General features: G+C 44.5%; 17 protein-coding genes and 6 tRNA genes. 3 read left to right on the top strand and 20 right to left on the bottom strand.

From position 1 onward, the window contains the following. Positions 1-4 precede the first annotated feature (4 nt). The 18 genes from rpoC to M0Q51_07555 all read right to left on the bottom strand — a co-directional run bounded on the left by rpoC (position 5) and on the right by M0Q51_07555 (position 16,948). Complete coding sequence (gene rpoC, locus M0Q51_07640; GenBank protein ID MCK9399848.1) at positions 5-4,312, bottom strand: DNA-directed RNA polymerase subunit beta'; 4,308 nt, start codon at positions 4,310-4,312, stop codon at positions 5-7. Positions 4,313-4,340: 28 nt separating this feature from the next. Then, positions 4,341-8,147: a DNA-directed RNA polymerase subunit beta gene (gene rpoB, locus M0Q51_07635; protein ID MCK9399847.1), complete on the bottom strand. Its 3,807-nt coding sequence runs from the start codon at positions 8,145-8,147 to the stop codon at positions 4,341-4,343. A 143-nt stretch (positions 8,148-8,290) separates the two neighbouring features. Then, positions 8,291-8,674, bottom strand: a complete 384-nt coding sequence (gene rplL, locus M0Q51_07630; protein ID MCK9399846.1) for a 50S ribosomal protein L7/L12 — start codon at positions 8,672-8,674, stop codon at positions 8,291-8,293. A 53-nt stretch (positions 8,675-8,727) separates the two neighbouring features. Then, positions 8,728-9,249: a 50S ribosomal protein L10 gene (gene rplJ, locus M0Q51_07625; protein MCK9399845.1), complete on the bottom strand. Its 522-nt coding sequence runs from the start codon at positions 9,247-9,249 to the stop codon at positions 8,728-8,730. A 26-nt stretch (positions 9,250-9,275) separates the two neighbouring features. Further along, positions 9,276-9,974 carry a 50S ribosomal protein L1 gene (gene rplA, locus M0Q51_07620; protein MCK9399844.1) on the bottom strand — a complete coding sequence of 233 codons (699 nt, stop codon included), beginning with the start codon at positions 9,972-9,974 and terminating at the stop codon, positions 9,276-9,278. A 46-nt stretch (positions 9,975-10,020) separates the two neighbouring features. Next, positions 10,021-10,467 carry a 50S ribosomal protein L11 gene (rplK, locus tag M0Q51_07615; GenBank protein ID MCK9399843.1) on the bottom strand — a complete coding sequence of 149 codons (447 nt, stop codon included), beginning with the start codon at positions 10,465-10,467 and terminating at the stop codon, positions 10,021-10,023. Between the two features lie 45 nt (positions 10,468-10,512). Further along, entirely contained in the window at positions 10,513-11,055 is a 543-nt protein-coding gene (gene nusG, locus M0Q51_07610) for a transcription termination/antitermination protein NusG (GenBank protein ID MCK9399842.1), read from the bottom strand. Between the two features lie 67 nt (positions 11,056-11,122). After that, positions 11,123-11,317 (bottom strand): preprotein translocase subunit SecE, encoded by a 195-nt coding sequence (secE, locus tag M0Q51_07605; protein ID MCK9399841.1) that lies wholly within the window; start codon positions 11,315-11,317, stop codon positions 11,123-11,125. A gap of 17 nt (positions 11,318-11,334) precedes the next feature. Further along, positions 11,335-11,407: transfer RNA gene (locus M0Q51_07600), tRNA-Trp, on the bottom strand. 61 nt (positions 11,408-11,468) lie between these two features. Further along, positions 11,469-12,656 (bottom strand): elongation factor Tu, encoded by a 1,188-nt coding sequence (gene tuf, locus M0Q51_07595; protein MCK9399840.1) that lies wholly within the window; start codon positions 12,654-12,656, stop codon positions 11,469-11,471. A 54-nt stretch (positions 12,657-12,710) separates the two neighbouring features. Further along, a tRNA-Thr gene (locus M0Q51_07590) sits at positions 12,711-12,782 on the bottom strand. Between the two features lie 5 nt (positions 12,783-12,787). Then, positions 12,788-12,860: transfer RNA gene (locus M0Q51_07585), tRNA-Gly, on the bottom strand. Between the two features lie 4 nt (positions 12,861-12,864). Further along, positions 12,865-12,949 (bottom strand) — tRNA-Tyr (locus M0Q51_07580). Positions 12,950-12,979: 30 nt separating this feature from the next. Next, positions 12,980-13,053 (bottom strand) — tRNA-Thr (locus M0Q51_07575). A gap of 105 nt (positions 13,054-13,158) precedes the next feature. After that, the gene (locus M0Q51_07570) at positions 13,159-13,461 is read right to left on the bottom strand and encodes an HPF/RaiA family ribosome-associated protein (protein ID MCK9399839.1); all 303 of its coding nucleotides are present in this window, start codon (positions 13,459-13,461) and stop codon (positions 13,159-13,161) included. 22 nt (positions 13,462-13,483) lie between these two features. Further along, a complete protein-coding gene (locus M0Q51_07565; GenBank protein ID MCK9399838.1) occupies positions 13,484-14,371 on the bottom strand; it encodes a tyrosine recombinase XerC in 888 nt (295 codons plus the stop codon). A gap of 96 nt (positions 14,372-14,467) precedes the next feature. Next, positions 14,468-14,662, bottom strand: a complete 195-nt coding sequence (rpsU, locus tag M0Q51_07560; protein ID MCK9399837.1) for a 30S ribosomal protein S21 — start codon at positions 14,660-14,662, stop codon at positions 14,468-14,470. A gap of 105 nt (positions 14,663-14,767) precedes the next feature. Further along, positions 14,768-16,948 carry a S9 family peptidase gene (locus M0Q51_07555; protein MCK9399836.1) on the bottom strand — a complete coding sequence of 727 codons (2,181 nt, stop codon included), beginning with the start codon at positions 16,946-16,948 and terminating at the stop codon, positions 14,768-14,770. Positions 16,949-17,283: 335 nt separating this feature from the next. On the opposite strand from M0Q51_07555, the gene M0Q51_07550 reads away from it, so the two are divergent. After that, positions 17,284-17,358 (top strand) — tRNA-Val (locus M0Q51_07550). A 61-nt stretch (positions 17,359-17,419) separates the two neighbouring features. On the opposite strand, the gene M0Q51_07545 is transcribed toward M0Q51_07550, so the two are convergent. After that, on the bottom strand, positions 17,420-17,902 hold the full coding sequence (locus tag M0Q51_07545) for a hypothetical protein (GenBank protein ID MCK9399835.1): 483 nt from the start codon (positions 17,900-17,902) through the stop codon (positions 17,420-17,422). A 540-nt stretch (positions 17,903-18,442) separates the two neighbouring features. Between M0Q51_07545 and M0Q51_07540 the strand changes: the two genes are divergently transcribed. Continuing rightward, the gene (locus tag M0Q51_07540) at positions 18,443-18,829 is read left to right on the top strand and encodes a DUF302 domain-containing protein (protein MCK9399834.1); all 387 of its coding nucleotides are present in this window, start codon (positions 18,443-18,445) and stop codon (positions 18,827-18,829) included. A 175-nt stretch (positions 18,830-19,004) separates the two neighbouring features. On the opposite strand, the gene M0Q51_07535 is transcribed toward M0Q51_07540, so the two are convergent. Beyond that, complete coding sequence (locus tag M0Q51_07535; GenBank protein ID MCK9399833.1) at positions 19,005-19,571, bottom strand: hypothetical protein; 567 nt, start codon at positions 19,569-19,571, stop codon at positions 19,005-19,007. Positions 19,572-19,960: 389 nt separating this feature from the next. Here M0Q51_07535 and M0Q51_07530 point away from each other — a divergent pair, with 389 nt between their 5' ends. After that, on the top strand, positions 19,961-20,680 hold the full coding sequence (locus tag M0Q51_07530) for a Crp/Fnr family transcriptional regulator (GenBank protein MCK9399832.1): 720 nt from the start codon (positions 19,961-19,963) through the stop codon (positions 20,678-20,680). Positions 20,681-20,710: the final 30 nt, after the last annotated feature.

The raw sequence follows: 20,710 nt of genomic DNA, 5'->3' as shown, positions 1-20,710 counted from the left end.
AAATCTACAATTCATCCTCCGGTTCATCATCGAAATCCTCTTTGCTCGCCATGATTTCTTCATATTCTTCGCGTGAACCGACAATGATATCTTCATATTTCCGTAATCCTGTCCCGGCGGGGATTTTATGGCCAACGATGACATTTTCTTTCAAGCCTTTTAGCTCGTCGGTCTTGGCCTGGATGGCTGCCTGGGTCAGCACTTTTGTGGTTTCCTGGAATGAAGCGGCAGAAATCCAGCTATTGGTTTGCAATGATGCCCGCGTAATACCCTGGATAACCTGCAGGCCGGTTGCCGGACTTGCATCCCTGGCAACAATCAGGCGCTTGTCTTTACGTTTCAGCATTGAATTCTCATCGCGCAGTTTCCTCGCACTTACGATCTGACCGGCCCGGTATGTAAGCGAATCACCCGGATCGATGACTACTTTCTTTCCGAAGACGTCATCATTTTCATCCTGGAAATCGGTTTTGTTGACCAGTTCGCCTTCAAGGAATCTCGTATCGCCGGGATCTTCTACTTCAACTTTTCTCATCATCTGCCTGACAATCACTTCAAAATGCTTGTCGTTGATCTTCACACCCTGCAAACGGTAAACTTCCTGCACTTCATTGACGATATATTCCTGAACCTTCATCGGACCTTTGATAGCCAATATATCTGAAGGTGAAATCTCACCTTCGGAAAGGGATGTTCCAGCACGGATATAGTCATTTTCCTGGGCAAGGACCTGTTTCGTCGTTGGGACGAGATAATGTTTCTCTTCTCCGGTTTTCGAAGTAATGACCACCTCACGGTTGCCTCTTTTCAGCTTTTTGCTGATCGTAACCACACCGTCGATTTCAGCCACAACAGCCGGCTCGGATGGGTTCCTGGCCTCAAAGAGTTCGGTAACTCTGGGCAAACCACCAGTAATATCACCGGTTTTCCCGATTGCCCTGGGGATTTTTACCAGCGGCTCACCCGCTTTGATGTCCTGTCCGTCTTCAACCACGATACGTGCTCCAACTGGGATGTCATAAGATTTAACGACTTCACCATCGCCGGAGACAATATTGATCGTCGGATTCTTGAGTTTCTGACGAGGTTCTATTACAACCTTATCTACATAACCGGTCTGCTCATCAGATTCAATACGGTAAGTTTTCCCTTCAACGATATTTTCATATTGGATAGTGCCTTTAACTTCGGCAAGGATCACAGCATTGAAAGGATCCCAGTCGCTGATCAGGCTGCCTTTTTTAACTTCCGTGTTTTCCTTAAAATAAAGGTTAGCTCCATAGGGAATATGACCAGAAGCAAGGACAATCTTGGTGTGTTTATCAATGATCCTCATTTCAGCAGAACGGCCAATCACCACATCATAGCTTTTGCCTTCCTTGTTGGTATAGGTTACAAACCTGAGTTCGTCAATTTCGAGGAAACCATCGTATTTAGCTTCAATTTTCGAAATAATCGCAACGTTAGAAGCAGTACCCCCAACGTGGAAAGTACGCAGGGTCAGCTGTGTTCCAGGCTCACCGATTGACTGGGCAGCGATAACACCAACTGCCTCGCCCTCCTGGATCATTCTTCCCGTAGCGAGGTTCCTTCCATAACATCTTGCGCAAACACCCTGCTTGGATTCACAGGTAAGCACGGAACGAATCTCGACCGATTCTATCGGGGATTCTTCGATGATTTTACATTTGTCTTCAGTGAGCTGGTGGCCTGCCCTTGCAATCAGTTCGCCGGTATTAGGATGGAAGATATCATGCAGGGTAACCCGGCCAAGGATCCGGTCGTAAAGGGATTCTACGGTCTCCTCATTCTTTTTTAGGGCAGAGATTGTGATTCCCCTGAGGGTGCCGCAGTCATCTTCCGAAATAATGACATCCTGCGAAACATCGACCAGGCGTCGGGTCAGGTAACCGGCATCTGCTGTTTTAAGAGCTGTATCGGCAAGACCTTTACGGGCGCCGTGGGTGGAAATGAAGTATTCAAGAACTGATAATCCTTCTTTGAAGTTGGATAAGATCGGGTTTTCGATAATTTCACCTCCTGTTGCCCCGGATTTCTGTGGTTTGGCCATCAGACCCCTCATGCCTGACAACTGGCGGATCTGTTCTTTAGAACCTCTCGCACCTGAGTCGAGCATCATAAAGATCGGGTTAAAACCTCCCTTATCCAGGGAAATTTCTTTCATCACCTGCTGGGTTAGTCTGGAGTTTGTATGGGTCCAGATATCGATGATCTGGTTATAACGTTCATTATTGGTGATGAAACCCATGTTGTAGTTGCTGAGAACCTCATCAACTTCCTGGTTGGCTTCTTCAATGAAAGATTCTTTGACCTCCGGGATGATCACATCTCCAAGGTTAAAAGACAGACCTCCTTTGAAAGCCATAATGAATCCAAGGTTTTTGATATTATCCAGGAAATCGGAAGTTTTCTTCGTACCTGTTGATTTCAGGATATCCCCGATAATATCACGCAAAGCCTTTTTAGTCAGCAATTGGTTGATGTATCCCATTTCCCCGGGAACGACCTGGTTAAAGAGGACCCTTCCTGTAGTTGTTTCAACGATCTGGTTAACGGGCTGGCCATCAACCAGGTCTTCGACTTTCACAAATATATTGGCATGAAGATCAAGTTTGTTCTCATTGAACGCGATGATTACTTCTTCAGGCGAATAGAAGCGTTTCCCTTCGCCCTTGACTGGATATTCCGGGGTAGATTTTCTGCCTTTGGTCATATAATAAAGACCCAATACCATGTCCTGTGAAGGAACAGTGATTGGAGCGCCATTGGCTGGGTTCAGAATGTTATGTGAAGCAAGCATGAGGATCTGGGCTTCCAAAATGGCTGCATTGCCCAATGGTACGTGGACAGCCATCTGGTCACCGTCGAAGTCAGCGTTAAACGCGGTACATACCAATGGGTGCAACTGGATGGCTTTACCCTCAATAAGTTTAGGCTGGAAGGCCTGGATACCGAGCCTGTGAAGGGTAGGGGCACGGTTCAGGAGAACCGGGTGGCCTTTCAGAATGTTTTCGAGGATATCCCAGACAACGGCATCTTTCCGGTCGACGATCTTCTTCGCTGATTTGACCGTCTTCACTATGCCTCTTTCGAGGAGTTTCCTGATGATAAAGGGTTTGAATAACTCAGCCGCCATGTCTTTCGGAAGACCGCACTCATTAAGTTTTAGCTCCGGGCCAACCACGATAACTGAACGGCCGGAATAATCGACACGTTTACCGAGTAAATTCTGACGAAAACGGCCTTGCTTACCTTTCAGGCTATCGCTGAGTGATTTCAACGGCCTGTTTGATTCTGTCTTGACGGCACTGACCTTTCTGGAGTTGTCCAGCAGGGAGTCGACAGCTTCCTGGAGCATACGTTTCTCATTACGCATGATGACATCTGGCGCTTTGATCTCGATCAGTCGCTTGAGGCGGTTATTCCTGATGATCACCCTGCGATAGAGGTCATTGAGGTCGGATGTTGCAAATCTGCCACCATCAAGGGGCACCAGCGGGCGGAGCTCAGGGGGTATCACCGGTACGATTTTCATGATCATCCAACCCGGGCGGTTTTCAGAACGGGTACGGGCATCGCGGAATGCTTCATAAACCTGGAGCCGTTTCAGAGCTTCCTGTTTACGCTGCTGAGAGGTTTCAGTATTGGCTTTATGGCGCAGGTCATAAGAAACTTTGTCAAGGTCCAGCCTCTCCAAAAGATCAAAAAGCGCTTCAGCACCCATTTTTGCAATGAATTTATTTGGATCAGAATCGTCAAGATGCGCGTTATCTGCCGGCAGGTTATCAACAATATCAAAATACTCTTCTTCTGAAAGGAAATCCAACTCCTTCAACCCGTCTTTTTCTTTTATCCCCGGTTTGATGACGACATATTTCTCATAATAGATGATCGAATCCATTTTTTTGGAAGGAAGTCCCAGAAGGGCGCCGATTTTATTAGGTAGCGAACGAAAAAACCAGATGTGTGCGACAGGAACAACGAGCTGGATGTGACCAGTCCTTTCCCTCCTGACTTTTTTCTCCGTAACTTCCACCCCGCAACGATCGCAAATGATGCCTTTGTAACGAATGCGTTTATATTTCCCGCAATGGCATTCATAGTCCTTAACCGGTCCGAAGATCCTTTCACAAAAAAGTCCGTCACGTTCAGGTTTGTAAGTCCGGTAATTGATGGTTTCGGGTTTCAGCACTTCTCCGTAAGAGCGCTCAAGGATGGATTCAGGAGAAGCTAAGCTGATAGTTATGCTGTTAAAATCAATTGTAGTATTGGATTCTCTTCTGAAGGCCATGTATAAGTGATTTAATTGTTACTTGAAATTATTCGAATCTCACTTCGAGGCCAAGACCTCTGAGTTCGTGTACCAAAACGTTGAAGGATTCAGGGATGCTCGCTTTAGGCATATTTTCGCCCTTAACAATCGTTTCATAAGCTTTTGCCCTTCCCTGTACATCGTCCGATTTGACGGTAAGTATTTCCTGAAGGATGTTGGAAGCACCAAATGCTTCAAGTGCCCAGACTTCCATTTCACCGAAACGCTGTCCCCCAAACTGTGCTTTACCACCAAGCGGTTGCTGCGTAATCAGGGAGTAAGGTCCGATGGAACGGGCGTGGATTTTATCTTCCACCATGTGGTGCAGTTTCAGCATATAGATAAACCCGACAGTAGTTGGCTGATGGAACCTTTCGCCTGTTTCGCCGTCATATAGAAATACTTTTCCATCTTTAGGCAAACCTGCTTTCTCCATCAAATCATTGATCTGCGTATAGCTTGCACCATCAAAAATCGGGGTGCTATAGGTCATACCAAGCTTGTGACCGGCCCAGCCGAGAACGGTTTCATAGATTTGTCCCAGGTTCATACGGCTGGGAACACCGAGTGGGTTAAGGACGATATCGACCGGTGTGCCATCTTCAAGGAACGGCATGTCTTCCTGCCGGACAATCTTTGCTACAATACCCTTGTTTCCGTGCCGACCCGACATCTTGTCGCCAACCTGCAGTTTCCGCTTGCGGGCAACGTAAACTTTAGCCATTTGCACAATCCCGTTAGGAAGGTCATCGCCGACAGTCGACTGGAATTTCATCCTGTTAAACCTGCCTTGCAATTCTTTATGCTTAATATTGTAGTTGTTGATCAAAACCTTGATCAGATCATTCTTTTCTTTATCTGAGGTCCAGCGATTCGGGTTGATGCTGCCATAATCCAGCACCATCAGCATTTTTTGGGTAAATTTGGCCTTTTTGGGGACCACTTCTTCCTTGAAGTTGTTATAAACACCCTGGGAAGTTTTACCACTGACCAGGATCATCAGCTTATCAACAAGCTTTGATTTCAAGTCGTTGGTTTCTTTGTGCATCTGGTCATCAAGTTCTTTCAGGACATCTTTTTCCTTGGCCCTTGACTTGCGGTCTTTAATTACCCTTGAAAACAATTTATTTTCGATGACCACGCCTTTCATTGCCGGAGGCGCTTTCAAAGAGGCATTTTTTACATCGCCGGCTTTATCACCGAAGATGGCACGTAGCAACTTCTCTTCAGGGGTCGGGTCACTTTCTCCTTTTGGAGTGATCTTCCCGATCAGGATATCACCTTCCTTAACTTCAGCACCGATGCGGATAAGGCCATTTTCATCGAGATCCTTAGTGGCTTCAGCACTTACGTTGGGAATATCGTTGGTAAGCTCTTCTATACCTCTTTTAGTATCACGGACTTCAAGTGTGAATTCCTCGATATGGATCGAAGTAAAGATATCTTCCTTGACTACCTTCTCGTTTATAACAACGGCATCTTCAAAGTTATAGCCTTTCCAGGGCATGAATGCCACCATCAGGTTCCGGCCGAGAGCCAGTTCGCCATTCTTGGTAGCATAACCTTCACAAAGCACTTGTCCTTTTAATACCTTATCGCCTTTGCGGACGATCGGCCGCAGGTTAACGCAGGTATTCTGATTGGTACGCAGGAACTTTATCAGCTCATAACGTTTGATATCGTCTTCAAAACTAACGAGCTTTTCCATTTCATCGCGGGTATACCGGATAACAATTTCCTTGGCATCGACATATTCTACATAACCATCGCCTTCAGCGTTGATCAGAACGCGGGAATCGCGGACCACATCGGCTTCAATGCCCGTGCCGACCAGCGGTACTTCAGGTTCCAGCAACGGGACGGCCTGGCGCATCATGTTTGATCCCATCAATGCCCTGTTGGCATCGTCATGTTCGAGGAAGGGAATGAGTGATGCAGCGATCGAAGCGATTTGGTTTGGGGCGGTATCCATAAGGTCGACCTCATGCCGTGCAATGATCGGGTAATCGGCCTGATAACGGACTTTGACCTTTTCCTTCAGGAATGTGCCATCATCTTGCAATGGTGCACTGGCCTGTGCGATGATCTTCTTTTCTTCTTCTTCAGCGCTCAGGAAGATCGGAGGCTCATTCAGCATAACCTGGCCATTTTCAACCCTTTTATAGGGGGTTTCGATAAATCCCAGGTTGTTGACTTTAGCAAAAACGCAGAGCGATGAGATAAGCCCGATATTCGGCCCTTCCGGGGTTTCGATCGTGCAAAGACGGCCGTAATGTGTATAATGAACGTCCCTGACCTCGAAACCGGCTCTTTCTCTTGAAAGACCACCCGGGCCAAGGGCAGATATCCTGCGTTTGTGGGTCAGCTCAGATAATGGATTTGTCTGATCCATGAACTGCGACAGCTGGTTAGTTCCGAAGAATGAGTTAATGACTGATGATAAAGTCTTGGCATTGATGAGGTCCATGGGAGTGAACACTTCATTATCCCTGACGTTCATCCTTTCCCGGATAGTTCTGGCCATACGGGCAAGGCCCACACCAAACTGGGCTGAAAGCTGCTCGCCAACGGTCCTCACCCTACGGTTGCTAAGGTGGTCGATATCATCAACCTCAGTTTTGGAATTGGAAAGTTCGACCAGGTACTTAATGATCGAAATAATATCTTCTTTTGTAAGGACTTTGATAGCATGATCAACATCAAGTCCAAGCTTAGTGTTGATCCTGTAACGTCCGACATCACCCAGGTCATATCTTTTTTCGGAGAAAAACAATTTATCTATGATACCCCTTGCCGTTTCTTCATCAGGCGGTTCAGCATTTCTAAGCTGGCGGTAAATATACTCCACAGCTTCTTTTTCCGAATTAGCGGTATCTTTCTGGAGTGTGTTGAAGATGATCGCGTATTCCAGCGTATTCACATCTTCCTTGTGAAGAAGGAAAGTATCAACACCTGATTCGAGGATCAATTCGGCATGCTCTTTCTCAATCACGATTTCCCGTTCTATCAACACTTCCGTACGTTCGATGGAAACGACTTCACCGGTATCCTCATCCACAAAATCTTCAACCCATGCCCTGACAACGCGGGCAGCCAGTTTCCGGCCGATGACCTTCTTTACGTTAGTCTTGTTCACTTTCACCTCTTCGGCCAGGTGGAAAATTTCCAGGATATCCTTATCGGTCTCATAACCGATAGCCCGAAGTAATGTCGTGACAGGTAATTTTTTCTTCCTGTCGATGTAAGCGTACATGACATTATTGATATCGGTCGTGAACTCGATCCATGATCCTTTAAAAGGAATGATCCTGGCTGAGAAGAGTTGGGTTCCATTGGCATGAGTGCTGGTGCCGAAGAAAACTCCCGGCGACCGGTGCAATTGGGAAACCACTACACGTTCGGCCCCGTTTATGACAAAAGTGCCTTTGGGAGTCATGTAGGGGATCATGCCAAGGTAAACATCCTGGATAATCGTCTCAAAATCTTCATGTTCAGGATCCGTACAATATAGTTTAAGTTTGGCTTTCAGCGGCACGGAATAGGTAAGCCCGCGTTCCATGCATTCCTCAATAGTATAACGTGGCGGGTCCACAAAATAATCGAGGAATTCAAGGACGAAATTATTCCTGGCGTCCGTAATCGGGAAATTTTCGCTGAAAACCTTGTAGAGTCCTTCATTTACACGGTCTTCCGGATTCGTTTCGAGCTGGATGAAATCCTTGAAGGATTGAAGCTGGATTTCGAGAAAATCAGGGTAATTAGCTTTGACTTTTGAAGATCCGAAATTGAATCTTACAGCTTTTTTCGATGCCAAGGTTTTATGTTTTATGCCCAGTTGGGGCGGTTTAGCACATTAAGAATTGATAGATGATGTTAAAGGGGACGAGCCTGATCCGCCAAAAGCGGAACCAGGCCCGATAATAGAACGGCTAAATATTTTTAGCCTGTTCATCAGATCTACTTAACTTCAACTTCTGCGCCAGCTTCTTCAAGCTGTTTCTTCAGTGCTTCAGCCTCATCCCTGGAGACTCCTTCTTTGATGGCCTTGGGAGCTGCATCAACAAGTTCTTTGGATTCCTTGAGACCAAGGCTGGTCAATTCCTTCACGAGTTTAACAACGCCAAGCTTGGCTTGTCCTGCATGTTTCAGGATCACATCGAAGGTGGTCTTTTCTTCAGCGACAACGGCTTCGCCGCCCGTTGCTGCTCCCGGTGCTGCAATCACTGCGGCTGCTGCGGCCGGTTCAATTCCATATTCTTCTTTGAGGATCTGTGCTAAATCGTTGACTTCTTTTACGGTTAAGTTTACCAACTTTTCTGCGAAAGCTTTTAAATCTGCCATTTTTTATTATTTTTTAAACGTTTACAATTTTAATTTTAAATAATTCTGTTTTGTTATGCTTCCTTTTCCGATAAAGTTTTCAGGATACCTGAAAGCTTATGGCCGCCTGATTGCAGGCCGGAAATAACATTTTTAACGGGTGACTGAAGTAATGCCAAGACATCGGCGATCAGTTCATTTTTCGATTTGAGCGCCATCAATAAATCCAGCTGATCATCACCAACAAACACCATCTCTTGCACATAAGCACCTTTCAGAATGGGTTTGTCAGAGGTCTTTCTGAACTCTTTGATTAGTTTTGCCGGGACATTGCCCGAATCAGATATCATCAAGGATGTAGGACCATGTAAAATTCCGAAAAGACCTTCAAAGTTTTTTTCAGACTTTTCCATAGCTTTCTTAAGCAAAGTATTCTTCACCACCTGTAGCGTCACATTTCTTTTAAAGCAAAGCGAGCGCAACCTGGTGGAGTTGCTTGAATTCAGTTTTGAAATATCTGTGAGATAGACTGTATTACTACTCTTCAGTGTTTCCGCCAATGAGTCGATCATTTGATCTTTTTCTTCTCTTGTCATGACTCTGTCTTGCTTAATTTTGGTTATTACACTGTTGTTAAGGATTTGGGCTCGATTTGAATTCCCGGGCTCATCGTACTTGACATATACACGCTCTTCATATAGGTTCCTTTGGCTGCAGTCGGTTTCAGTTTAAGAATCGTCTGCAGTAATTCTCTCGCGTTATCCACGAGTTGTTCATTTTCGAAGGACACTTTTCCGATAGAGGCATGGATGATGCCATATTTATCGACTTTAAAGTCGATTTTACCTGCTTTCACTTCCTTGATTGCCTTGGCCACGTCGATTGTTACCGTACCTGTTTTAGGATTAGGCATGAGACCGCGGGGGCCGAGGATCTTTCCAAGGGGGCCTATTTTAGGCATTACCTGAGGCATTGTTATCACGACATCAATGTCGGTCCAACCTTGCTTGATTTTATCAATGTAATCCTCAAGTCCGACAAAATCAGCACCAGCTGCTATGGCTTCCTCTTCCTTGTCGGGCGTAACGAGAGCCAGAACGCGAACCGTTTTACCGGTGCCATGGGGCAGGGTAACGATACCGCGAACCATCTGGTTAGCCTTTCGAGGATCAACGCCCAACCGGACATCGAGGTCAACGGAAGCATCAAAGCTTGTATAAGTAATCCCTTTCACAACCTCTACTGCTTCATTTAGCCCGTAGGATTTCGCCTTATCAAACTTCGTCAGGGATTCCTTTTGTTTTTTGGTTAGTTTAGCCATTGTTTTACTTCGTTAATGTTAAATTCACGAATAATGATATACCCGTTTATTGCTCAGAGACCGGTGAATCGCCTTTAATGGTGAGGCCCATGCTTCTGGCAGTGCCAGCAACCATCGTCATAGCTGATTCGATCGTAAAACAATTCAAGTCCACCATTTTATCTTCGGCAATTATCTTGACCTGGTCCCAGGTTACCGATCCAATCTTTGTGCGGTTTGATTCGGCTGATCCTTTGGTGACTTTGGCCATTTCCATCAACTGCACTGCAACAGGGGGGTGTTTGATCACGAAATCAAAGCTCTTATCCCTGTACACCGTGATAATCACCGGGAGTAATTTCCCGGGCTGATCCTGGGTACGGGCGTTGAACTGTTTACAAAACTCCATGATGTTCACGCCTTTTGAACCAAGTGCAGGACCAACCGGGGGAGAAGGGTTAGCAGCTGCCCCTTTGATTTGCAGTTTGATCATTCCAGCAACTTCTTTTGCCATGCTATTAAAAGATTGAAATGTTAATTAATTAAAGGATAACCTGTGTCATTCTTTTTCCACCTGCATGAAAGTCAGTTCCAGCGGGGTTTTCCGTCCGAAGATCTTGACCATTACCTTCAGTTTCTTTTTTTCCTCGTTGATCTCTTCGATCACACCGGAAAAACTGTTGAAAGGGCCATCGACCACCTTAACGGTTTCACCCACGATGAAAGGAACATTGATGCCTTCGCTCTGCTCGGCCAACTCATCCACTTTTCCGAGGATACGTTTGACTTCGCTGGCGCGCATTGGGCTCGGCTCATTGCCTGTCCCCAGAAATCCCAGAACATTAGGGATATTCCGGATGATGTGCGTTAATTCGCCCACCAGGGCAGCTTCGATCAGCACATATCCGGGAAAATAATTCCTTTCTTTGCTGATTTTCTTTCCTTTCCTTACCTGGTAAACTTTTTCAGTAGGGATGAGCACCTGCGAAAGGAAATCCTGTAATCCAAGGCGGTTGATCTCGCTCTCGATATACTCTTTCACCTTTTTTTCCTTACCGCTTACTGCCCGTACTACATACCACTTTTTGACCTGTTCGCCCATACTTATCCCTTAGGATGAAAAAATTAAATTATTCAGGTTAAATTAAAATTCAGTAGTACTATCATTATTAAAACAGTTTATAAAACTGGGTCAATAATGTTCTCAATGAGATATCCATCAAATAAACGACTAAAGCGATTATCAGGGAAGCAACAGATACCACAATAGCACTACTTTGCAGCTCACTCCATGTAGGCCAGGAGGTTTTGTGTTTAAGTTCGTCGTAACTTTCTTTAAGGTACGCCTGGATTTTATTTGCCATTTAACTTATGCGTTTTGCACGGGTGGTAGGACTCGAACCTACAACCAATGGTTTTGGAGACCACTACTCTGCCAATTGAGCTACACCCGTAAGCTCAAAGCAGGTTCGATCCCGGTCAAATATTCGCATGGCCGGGAAATTAACCTACCAATTATGCAATTATTTCAATTACCTGTCCTGCGCCAACTGTCCTTCCACCTTCACGGATGGCAAAGCGTAAACCTTTATCCATAGCCACTTCGTGAATCAGTTTCACGGTGATGGCAAGGTTATCGCCTGGCATGATCATTTCAACACCCTCCGGCAGTTGGATCTCACCTGTAACGTCTGTAGTCCTGAAGTAGAACTGAGGACGATATTTATCGTGGAACGGCGTATGACGTCCACCTTCTTCTTTTTTCAGGATATACACCTGAGCTTTAAAGTGGGTATGAGGAGTAATGGAACCCGGGGCAGCAATAACCTGGCCACGACGAACTGAATCCTTGTCAATACCTCTGAGCAGCAGACCGGCATTGTCACCGGCTTCACCGCGGTCAAGGATTTTGCGGAACATTTCGACACCGGTAACGACTGATTTTAGTTTTTCAGCGCCGAGACCGATAATTTCTACTGCTTCACCGACTTTAATAACACCTTGTTCAATCCTTCCGGTAGCGACGGTGCCGCGGCCCGTGATGGAGAACACGTCTTCAACAGGCATCAGGAAAGGCTTGTCAATATCACGCTTTGGCAGCGGGATCCATGTGTCACATGCTTCCATCAGTTCCCAGATCTTTTCAATCCATTTAGGCTCTTTATTCAAAGCACCCAGGGCTGATCCGCGGATCACAGGCGTATTATCGCCATCAAACCCGTAGAAGGTGAGAAGTTCACGGATTTCCATATCTACCAGGTCGATAAGTTCTTCGTCATCAACCATATCCACCTTGCTCATGAATACAACGATCTTGGGAACACCTACCTGGCGTGCGAGAAGAATATGCTCACGCGTCTGGGGCATTGGACCATCAGTAGCAGCCACCACAAGGATAGCGCCATCCATCTGGGCAGCACCGGTAACCATGTTCTTAACATAGTCGGCGTGGCCCGGACAGTCAACGTGAGCGTAATGACGGTTAACAGTTTCGTATTCTATGTGAGCCGTGTTGATCGTTATACCTCTGGCTTTTTCTTCAGGGGCATTATCAATTTCATCGAACGATTTAAAAGTGGCAAGACCTTTATCCTGCAAGTTCAGGGTGATGGCTGCAGTAAGGGTGGTCTTTCCATGGTCAACGTGACCAATCGTGCCGATATTCACGTGCGGTTTAGTACGTTGAAAGGTTTCTTTAGCCATATCGAATAATATTTAAAAATTAAAAAGTTATTTATTTACTATAAATTATTTAAGAGCCTTTGATGAGAATTGAACTCATGACCCCTTCCTTACCAAGGAAGTGCTCTACCCCTGAGCTACAAAGGCCTGGGAGCGGAAGACGGGTCTCGAACCCGCTACCTACAGCTTGGAAGGCTGTCGCTCTACCAAATGAGCTACTTCCGCGAGGTGGTGGGGAGAGGAGGATTCGAACCTCCGAAGGCGTAGCCAACAGATTTACAGTCTGCCCCATTTGACCGCTCTGGAATCTCCCCATTAAAGTGCTCTGATTTGTTCTCAATTTGAGCCGATGGACGGATTCGAACCGCCGACCGGCTGATTACAAATCAGCTGCTCTGGCCAGCTGAGCTACATCGGCATTATGCAAAGAACATAAAAAAGCAGACCTTTCGAAAAAGGTCTGCAAAAATAGACATTATTGTTGAATTAACAAAAGAAAGTTTCTAAATCATGATAAATATATTTAGTGATTACCCCTTACCTTTTCCTTATATTTCTTTAACTGCCGTCTCAGCGCTTCAACAGCTTCATCTGCAGACTCTTCGAATGTTGCACTTTGTTTTTTAACATAGAAATTATTCCCTGGTATAGTTACCAGGATCTCCGTAATCTTATTCTCCCGCATATCCGAATTTTCGACTTTAAGCGATACCTCTGTGTCGATTACCCCTTCGAATACCTGGGTGATCTTTTCCATCTTCTCCTTGATAAAGGCGATAAGTTTCTTGTCAGCCTTGAAATGAACAGCATTGATGTTTAATCTCATAAGTAAATCCTCCATATTTAGGTTAAGCCCTGGGATGGGCCTGTTTATATATTGATTTAAGCTTTTCAATCGTATTATGGGTATAGACCTGGGTTGCCGCAAGGTTGGCATGACCCAGGATTTCTTTGATGGCATTGAGGTCGGCACCGTTATTCAGCATGTGCGTGGCAAAAGTATGACGGATCACATGCGGACTGCGCTTGCTGATTGTGGTAACCAGGTTGAGGTAATGGTGCACCATGCGATAAACCATTTTGGGGTAGAGCTTTTCACCTTTATTTGTCAGGAAAAGGTGAGTGTCCTGCTCGTTCACCGGGAATGTCTTTCTCTTCATTTCAAGGTATTCACGGAGCATATTGACCAGATTAGCAGAGAACGGGATTATCCGCTGTTTATTGCGCTTGCCCGTAACTTTAAGTACATTTTTATACAGGTCAATGTCTGCATCTTTCAGGTTGATCAGTTCAGATAACCGCATCCCGGTTGCGTAAAACAGTTCCATGATCAACCGGTCACGGATGGCTGGGTAACCTTCGCCAAAATCAACTTCTTCAAAAAGTATGTTCATGCTTTCCTGCTCCACGAAAACCGGCAGCCTTTGGGAAGTCTTCGGAGCAACCACCCGGTTCATGGGGTTTTCCTGTATTGATTCTTCTTTGACAAGAAATTTGAAGTAAGATTTTAAGGTGGTTATTTTCCGGTTGACGGTTCTGGCTGTATTGCCACTTTCCATCAGGCTGACGACCCACGACCGGATGATCTGGTGGTTTACATTATTAATGTCAGAAATATTATACTGGTTGGTCAGAAAAGTGAAAAACTGCTCCAGGTCAGTCTGGTAAGCAACAATAGTGTGTTGAGAATAGCGCTTTTCGTAAGTTATATAGTCAAGAAACCGATCCTTCGTCATCCACCAAAAAAATAAGAAGAAACTTTAATCCAAATATAATAATAAAATATCTGAAATAAAATTTCTTCTTAAGAAAAATATCAAAAAAAATGAAAATTATTGATCCAGTGCTTCTCTTAATTGTTGGATGTAAATAGCTTTCAACCGTTGTTTGCGCTTAATAATGGAGGGTTTGGTGAATTGTTGGCGATCGCGTAATTCTTTTATAACGCCAGTTTTCTCAAATTTTCTCTTGTATTTTTTCAAGGCCCTGTCAATGCTTTCGCCTTCTTTTACCGGAACGATAATCATACGATTTTCCCGCTTTCTTTAAAAGGTTATTACTAATAAAATTTAGGAGTGCAAAATTAGCAATAATTTTTAATTTTTAATTTTTAATTTTTAATTATTTTCAGTTTACAGGTTTTCCAGGATAAAATTTGTCATTAAAGTATAAAGATGCATCCTTGTATTTCCTCCATAAATCCCATGATTCTTATTCGGATACAGGAACATGCTGTATTGCTTGTTGGCTTTGTTCAGGGCAGAGATAAGGTCCATTGTGTTCTGGACATGCACGTTATCATCGCCTGTTCCATGGATCACGAGGTACTTGCCTTTGAGTTTATCGACGTGGTTGATAGGGGAGTTGTCATCGTATCCGCTGGCATTATCCTGCGGTTTACGCATGAAGCGCTCGGTATAGATATTATCATAATAGCGCCAGTTAGTAACGGGTGCCACCGCCATAGCCATGCTGAAAACATCTGCCCCTTTTGTGATGCAGAGTGTCGACAAAAAACCGCCGTAGCTCCAGCCCCAGATGCCGATCCTGGCGGTGTCAACATAAGATTGTGAGGCGAAATACCTGGCTGCTTCGATCTGGTCGATAGTCTCGTATTTGCCCAGTTGCAGGTAGGTCATCTTTTTGAATTCCTGGCCGCGAGCTCCCGTTCCCCTGTTATCCACTGAAGCGATGATGTATCCTTTCTGTGCCAGCATCTGATACCAGGTGAAATCGCCGGGACTGTAAAAATTAGTGACGGTCTGATAGCCTGGTCCGCCATATACGTCCATTAATACAGGGTATTTTTTATCCGGATCGAAGTCGGGAGGAAGAATTTTCCATCCATGCAACTCAACACCTTCAGTAGTAGTGAAGGTAAAGAACTCCTTTTTGCTGAAGTTGTAATCCTCTATGGTTTTCCGGAGAGCCTGGTTATCTTCGATGGTGCGTATCACTTTTCCGTTGGGTTTATTGACAGTGTAAACCGCGGGCGTATTGGCATCGGAGAAATTATCGACATAATATTTAAAATTGCTGCTGAATTGTGGCCGATGGGTACCTTCCTCTTTTGACACTTGTTTCATGTTCCCTTTCAGGTCGACAGTCCATAACTCGCGGTTGATAGGGGAAGAAGAGGCTGCATCAAACCAGACCAGCCCGTTTGCTTCATCATAACCAAATATGTCCGTCACATCCCAGTTCCCTGAAGTAAGCTGAAAAAATCTAGTTGACCGGTCGAGGGTATTCAGATAGATGTGATAATAGCCTGACCGCTCGCTGGTCATGAGGTACCGGTTGTTATCAATAAAGATAAAATGATCGTAATTACTTTCCTCGATATAGTATTGGTTTTCTTCGCGGTAGACGAGCTCGGATTTGCCGGTGGAGGCATCTGCAAGCAGGATGTCGAGCTGGTTTTGCAGGCGGTTGAGCCTAAGGACGATCAGTTTGCCGGGATCTTTTGTCCAGATGATACGTGGGATGTACTGGTCGGTTTCCGGGCCCAGGTCAACCTGGATAATCTGCTGCGTTGCCACATCATATACCTGGACTATTACCAGGGAGTTAACCTCTCCTGCTTTAGGATATTTGAATTTTGTCTGTGTTGGGTATAACTCACCCCATTCGGTCATGGAAAACTCCGGGACCTTGCTTTCATCGAAGCGGTAGAAGGCAATTTTTTTTCCATCCGGTGACCATTCGAAGCCTTTGGTGATGTTGAATTCCTCTTCATACACCCAGTCGGTCGTACCATTTATGATCTCGTTTTGCTTTCCATCGTGGGTCACCTGCATTTCAATATTATTAACCAGGTCGCTGACAATAAGGTTATTATCACGAACAAACGCAATTTTGGAGGCCTCCGGTGAGAATTCAGCCAGGCGCTGTTTTCCACCATGAGAAAGGCGGTTGAGTTTCTTTTGGATAATATCCCAGATATAAAATTCAGAAGAAGAAGAGTAACGGTAAATATAATCCGTAACGGTTGCTATGAGCAATTTTTTCTCATCCTGGCTGAAAGTGTAATCAGAAAGCTTGAGGGGAGTGGTATCGCCTTCGGGGATCATCTCTTTGCCAATAGCAAGTGTATTCACGTAATCTCCTTTTTCATAACTATAGACTTTTATGGAGTCACTTTTCTGAAGGCTGTAAGTATTGCCGTCTTTCATCGGGTGAAGCCCATAAACACCTTTGGGATAGAATTGCCGGCTGCCGAAGATATCTTTCAGGGTTATCTCTTTACTCTGTGAGAAGATAAATCCTGGGGTTAGCAGGAATGATGTGATCAGAAGTAAGAATAATTTTTTCATAAGTTGATGTTTATACACTCATCCCCCGGCAGGATTGACTAAAAAGTTATAAAATAAATTTTTCTCGCAGATTTGCGCAGATTTATCCACAAATCGCGCAGATATTATTAACACAAATCCAATTATCTGCGTTAATCTGCGTTTTTTTTCAGCGTAAATCTGCGAGAAACAAAAAGAACTTTAAAGTGATTCCCGAGTAGGGAGGAGTTAAATTTTGCGGCAAAGATATAGAAATCGGAATAAAATAATATTAATTTTGCAAACCCAAAATGGCCGTTTGTCGACCAGGACTGATTAAATCGTCCATCGTCCGTGTAAAATCGTCCATGATTGCAGGGTTGTTAGCTCAGTTGGTTTAGAGCACATGCTTGACAGGCATGGGGTCACTGGTTCGAATCCAGTACAACCCACGAAGAGAGTGTGGGTTTGGGTGTGCAGGTGAAGTGTGGGTGTATGAGGCACCGGGTTGAATTATTTGAAAATCACATGTCCCATACCATCGTAATGAACTATTTCATTATGAAGGCGGATCTTGGCATTAGGGCAGTCAACCCTGTTGCAGATTAATACGCTGTTAGTGAAATCAGGCTTTTCGTCCAGGAATAGTGTAACGAGATCCCCACCGCACGAACAAGCTGTATAGACAGGTAAAGCAACGCCGCAATGGGGACAAAGTACTTCCAGCAAATCATCTTTGACAAGCTTGATATTGAACGAAACACGGTGCTTCAGGCCGTAAACCGGATTCAGGGCAACATGACCCTCCTGGCCGGCTTTTCTTACCTTCATAACGATCCCGTTAAAGCCATCGAACACAGCCTGGTCACTCACGAGATTATGGCCGTTCGGACAATAACACTGTCTTATGACAAGGAGGTCTTCGAGTTTTCCAACCTTTTTGATCCTTTCAGGACTTGGGAAAATCATCATTCCATTCTGGTCAAATCTTTGCATGGCTCTTTTATTTAATACCTCATGAAGTTACGACTTTTTTATGCTTTTGTCCAGAAAAAAATTAACCTTCCCTCTTGTATTGTATGAACAGATGATGATAAAGTGGAGTTATTAAATCTGATTTTGCGCCTATTACTGGAAATTTTTATCAGCCCCCTGGATTTTCTGCTTCAGCGCCAAAAAGCCTGCTCAGGCAGGTATCGATCCATACCTCGTGCTTATCGACCGGGAAAAGGATGATAATGTTTGTGAAGTGAAAGAAACTAAAGATGATCTGCTTATTTCATTTTTGTTAAATGGGCCGGTTAAATCAGCAGTTGAGAAAGCTTATAGGTTTTAAACGCTGACGGGACCGCCTGCGGCGGACACCGTCAGGTTTGATGGATAGGTAACCTGTCAGCGTGCGACTTTGGGAGAACCTGACAGGTTAATCTACCAAGCGCTTTAATATCACTAATTCGTTTTAATGTCACTTTATTGTTCGTAATTTTGTAGCTCTTGTTTTTAAACGAAGTAAGGATCACTAAAAAGAAAAGATTTATGGAATATTATTTTAGTAAAATTCTAAATGCCTCATTTGATGAGGCTGTTCAACGCACAACCGATTCCTTGAAAAAGGAAGGATTTGGAATAATTTCGGAGATCAACATTCATGAGAAACTTAATGAAAAGCTGGGTGTCAGTTTTAAAAAATACAGGATACTTGGAGCCTGTAATCCAGGCTATGCTTACAAAGCATTGATGCTGGAAGAAAAGATCGGAACAATGCTTCCCTGCAACGTCATAGTTATTGACCAGGGAAACGAAAAGACAGAAGTTTCAGCTGTAAACCCTGGTGCTTCGATGATGGCAATTCAGAATATTGGTCTTGAACCAATAGCTTTAGAGATTACAGAAAAGTTAAAACGTGTCATTGAGTCTTTATAAAACGGAGAAGAAAATGAATCTGACAACGATAATGATGCTGCTTATCCAAAGTGAACGCACCAGGTTAAACTGCATGCCCTGGATCTTTCAATTCACAGCCCCTTATTTTCTCCAAAATCCCGAATTTAAACCTCAAACCTGAATTTTCCCCGCTTTCCTGCCCCCCTATGCCAGCTTACTGGAGTAAGGAAATATAAACAGCCAGCCCGAATCCCACCACTGTGACAAGACCGGCCAGTTTGCCTCCGTGTTCAAACGCTTCGGGCATCATCGTGTCGGCCAGCATGACCAGGATCGCCCCGCAGGCGAATGACAGGATGAATGCAATCGAGGAGGACGCGGCATTTTCAAATAGCACATAGCCGGCCAATGCAGCCAATCCGCATATAAGTGCTACCAATATCCACAGACCTGTCACACGCAACCGGCTCCAACCACCTGACGTCAGGCCTGAAGTAGCAGCGATCGCTTCAGGAAGGTTTGACAGGAAAACGGCCACGAGTAGCGATAGTCCCACACCTTTACCATTTAACAAACTGATGCCGATGACGATCGACTCGGGAATTCCATCGAGTACGATACCCAACACGATCGGGAGTCCTAATTCACTGCTGTGCGTAGCACCGATCTTCTTTCGGTCATGCCCACCCATCTTGTCTATGAGTGAATTACCACCGAAAAAAGCAAGTGCACCAGCCAGCAAGCCAAAAGCAACATGTCCGCTCCCTTCGGAGAGCTCCACAGCATTATGGGCAAGTTCATAAGCCACAGCCGAAATCAATACACCGGCACCAAAGGCCATGATCAGCCCAAGCAAGCGCGATCCGATACGTAACCAAAATGTTATAAGCCCGCCGATTATGAGAGAGGATGCGGCAATAAAACCCCACATTAATGAAATAGTCATAAGTCGATGATGTTTGATAATTAATTGTTTCGGAAAACGAGTTACGAGTTACGTGTAACGTGTTAGGTATCCCAAATTTCAAGTTTCAAGTTTCAAAAACTCTGTCACTAAATTAAATACTTTTTCTGCTGTAAACCCAAATTTTTCATGCAAGACCTAAAATAAACGGGAAATCTGCCTTGACCAATGTTAAGAAATTGACTTTATATGATAATTATATATATTTGTTAAATATAAAAGCCGGATTTAAGATGTATGTTGAGCGTGATTGTTCAGTTTGTCTTGCAAAAAGTCTCAATTGTTTTGCAAAATTACCTCCTGAGGATAAGGCATCTATCAGTTCGTTCAAAAGCAGCACGATTATTAAACGCGGACAGATCATTTTTCATGAAGGAAGAACCCCGCAAGGTGTTTATTGCCTGAATGATGGTAAGGTTAAAATATATCGACTTGGATGTGACGGTAAAGAGCAGGTTGTGAGGATTGTCACCCCATCAAGCTTTTTCGGATTGCGGGCACTGATTAGCGGTTGGAATTATTCAACAGCTGCTGTCACGCTTGAAGATTCTGTAGTTTGTTTTATTCCTAAAAGGCCATTTCTTAAAGTTACGCTCAAATATCCCGATGTCTCTCATTGCCTGATGGTGGCGCTTAGTTCGCTGCTTGAAGACGCCGAGAGCAAGCTATTATCCCTTGCACAAAAGCCGGTCAGGGAGCGTCTTGCAGAGACATTACTGGCCCTGCATGAAGTTTTTAATAAAAATGGAGGAAATAACCACATTAATTTATCCAGGACAGACCTGGCTAATATTATAGGAACAGCTACTGAATGCGTAATCCGGTTGTTATCCGAATTCAAAGATGAACATCTGATCGATATCAATGGGCGAAAAATTTCCATCCGGAATTTTGAAGAGCTGAAAAAGATAGGGAAAATTAACTAATCCTGCATTTCATTCAATTATCTAGCTTCT

The organism is Bacteroidales bacterium (genome assembly GCA_023229505.1).
GTDB lineage: Bacteria > Bacteroidota > Bacteroidia > Bacteroidales > JAGOPY01 > JAGOPY01.
Note: the sequence above shows the minus strand (reverse complement) of the source record. Positions and strands in the feature narration are given on the sequence as shown.

Bases quoted from the DNA above. Each gene is read 5' to 3' on its own strand.
- rpoC (MCK9399848.1), bottom strand. From the start codon at position 4,312: ATGGCCTTCAGAAGAGAATCCAATACTACAATTGATTTTAACAGCATA.
- rplL (MCK9399846.1), bottom strand. From the start codon at position 8,674: ATGGCAGATTTAAAAGCTTTCGCAGAAAAGTTGGTAAACTTAACCGTA.
- rplJ (MCK9399845.1), bottom strand. From the start codon at position 9,249: ATGACAAGAGAAGAAAAAGATCAAATGATCGACTCATTGGCGGAAACA.
- rplA (MCK9399844.1), bottom strand. From the start codon at position 9,974: ATGGCTAAACTAACCAAAAAACAAAAGGAATCCCTGACGAAGTTTGAT.
- rplK (MCK9399843.1), bottom strand. From the start codon at position 10,467: ATGGCAAAAGAAGTTGCTGGAATGATCAAACTGCAAATCAAAGGGGCA.
- nusG (MCK9399842.1), bottom strand. From the start codon at position 11,055: ATGGGCGAACAGGTCAAAAAGTGGTATGTAGTACGGGCAGTAAGCGGT.
- secE (MCK9399841.1), bottom strand. From the start codon at position 11,317: ATGGCAAATAAAATCCAGGCGTACCTTAAAGAAAGTTACGACGAACTT.
- tuf (MCK9399840.1), bottom strand. From the start codon at position 12,656: ATGGCTAAAGAAACCTTTCAACGTACTAAACCGCACGTGAATATCGGC.
- M0Q51_07570 (MCK9399839.1), bottom strand. From the start codon at position 13,461: ATGAGATTAAACATCAATGCTGTTCATTTCAAGGCTGACAAGAAACTT.
- M0Q51_07565 (MCK9399838.1), bottom strand. From the start codon at position 14,371: ATGACGAAGGATCGGTTTCTTGACTATATAACTTACGAAAAGCGCTAT.
- rpsU (MCK9399837.1), bottom strand. From the start codon at position 14,662: ATGATTATCGTTCCGGTAAAAGAAGGCGAAAGCATTGACAGGGCCTTG.
- M0Q51_07555 (MCK9399836.1), bottom strand. From the start codon at position 16,948: ATGAAAAAATTATTCTTACTTCTGATCACATCATTCCTGCTAACCCCA.
- M0Q51_07545 (MCK9399835.1), bottom strand. From the start codon at position 17,902: ATGCAAAGATTTGACCAGAATGGAATGATGATTTTCCCAAGTCCTGAA.
- M0Q51_07540 (MCK9399834.1), top strand. From the start codon at position 18,443: ATGGAATATTATTTTAGTAAAATTCTAAATGCCTCATTTGATGAGGCT.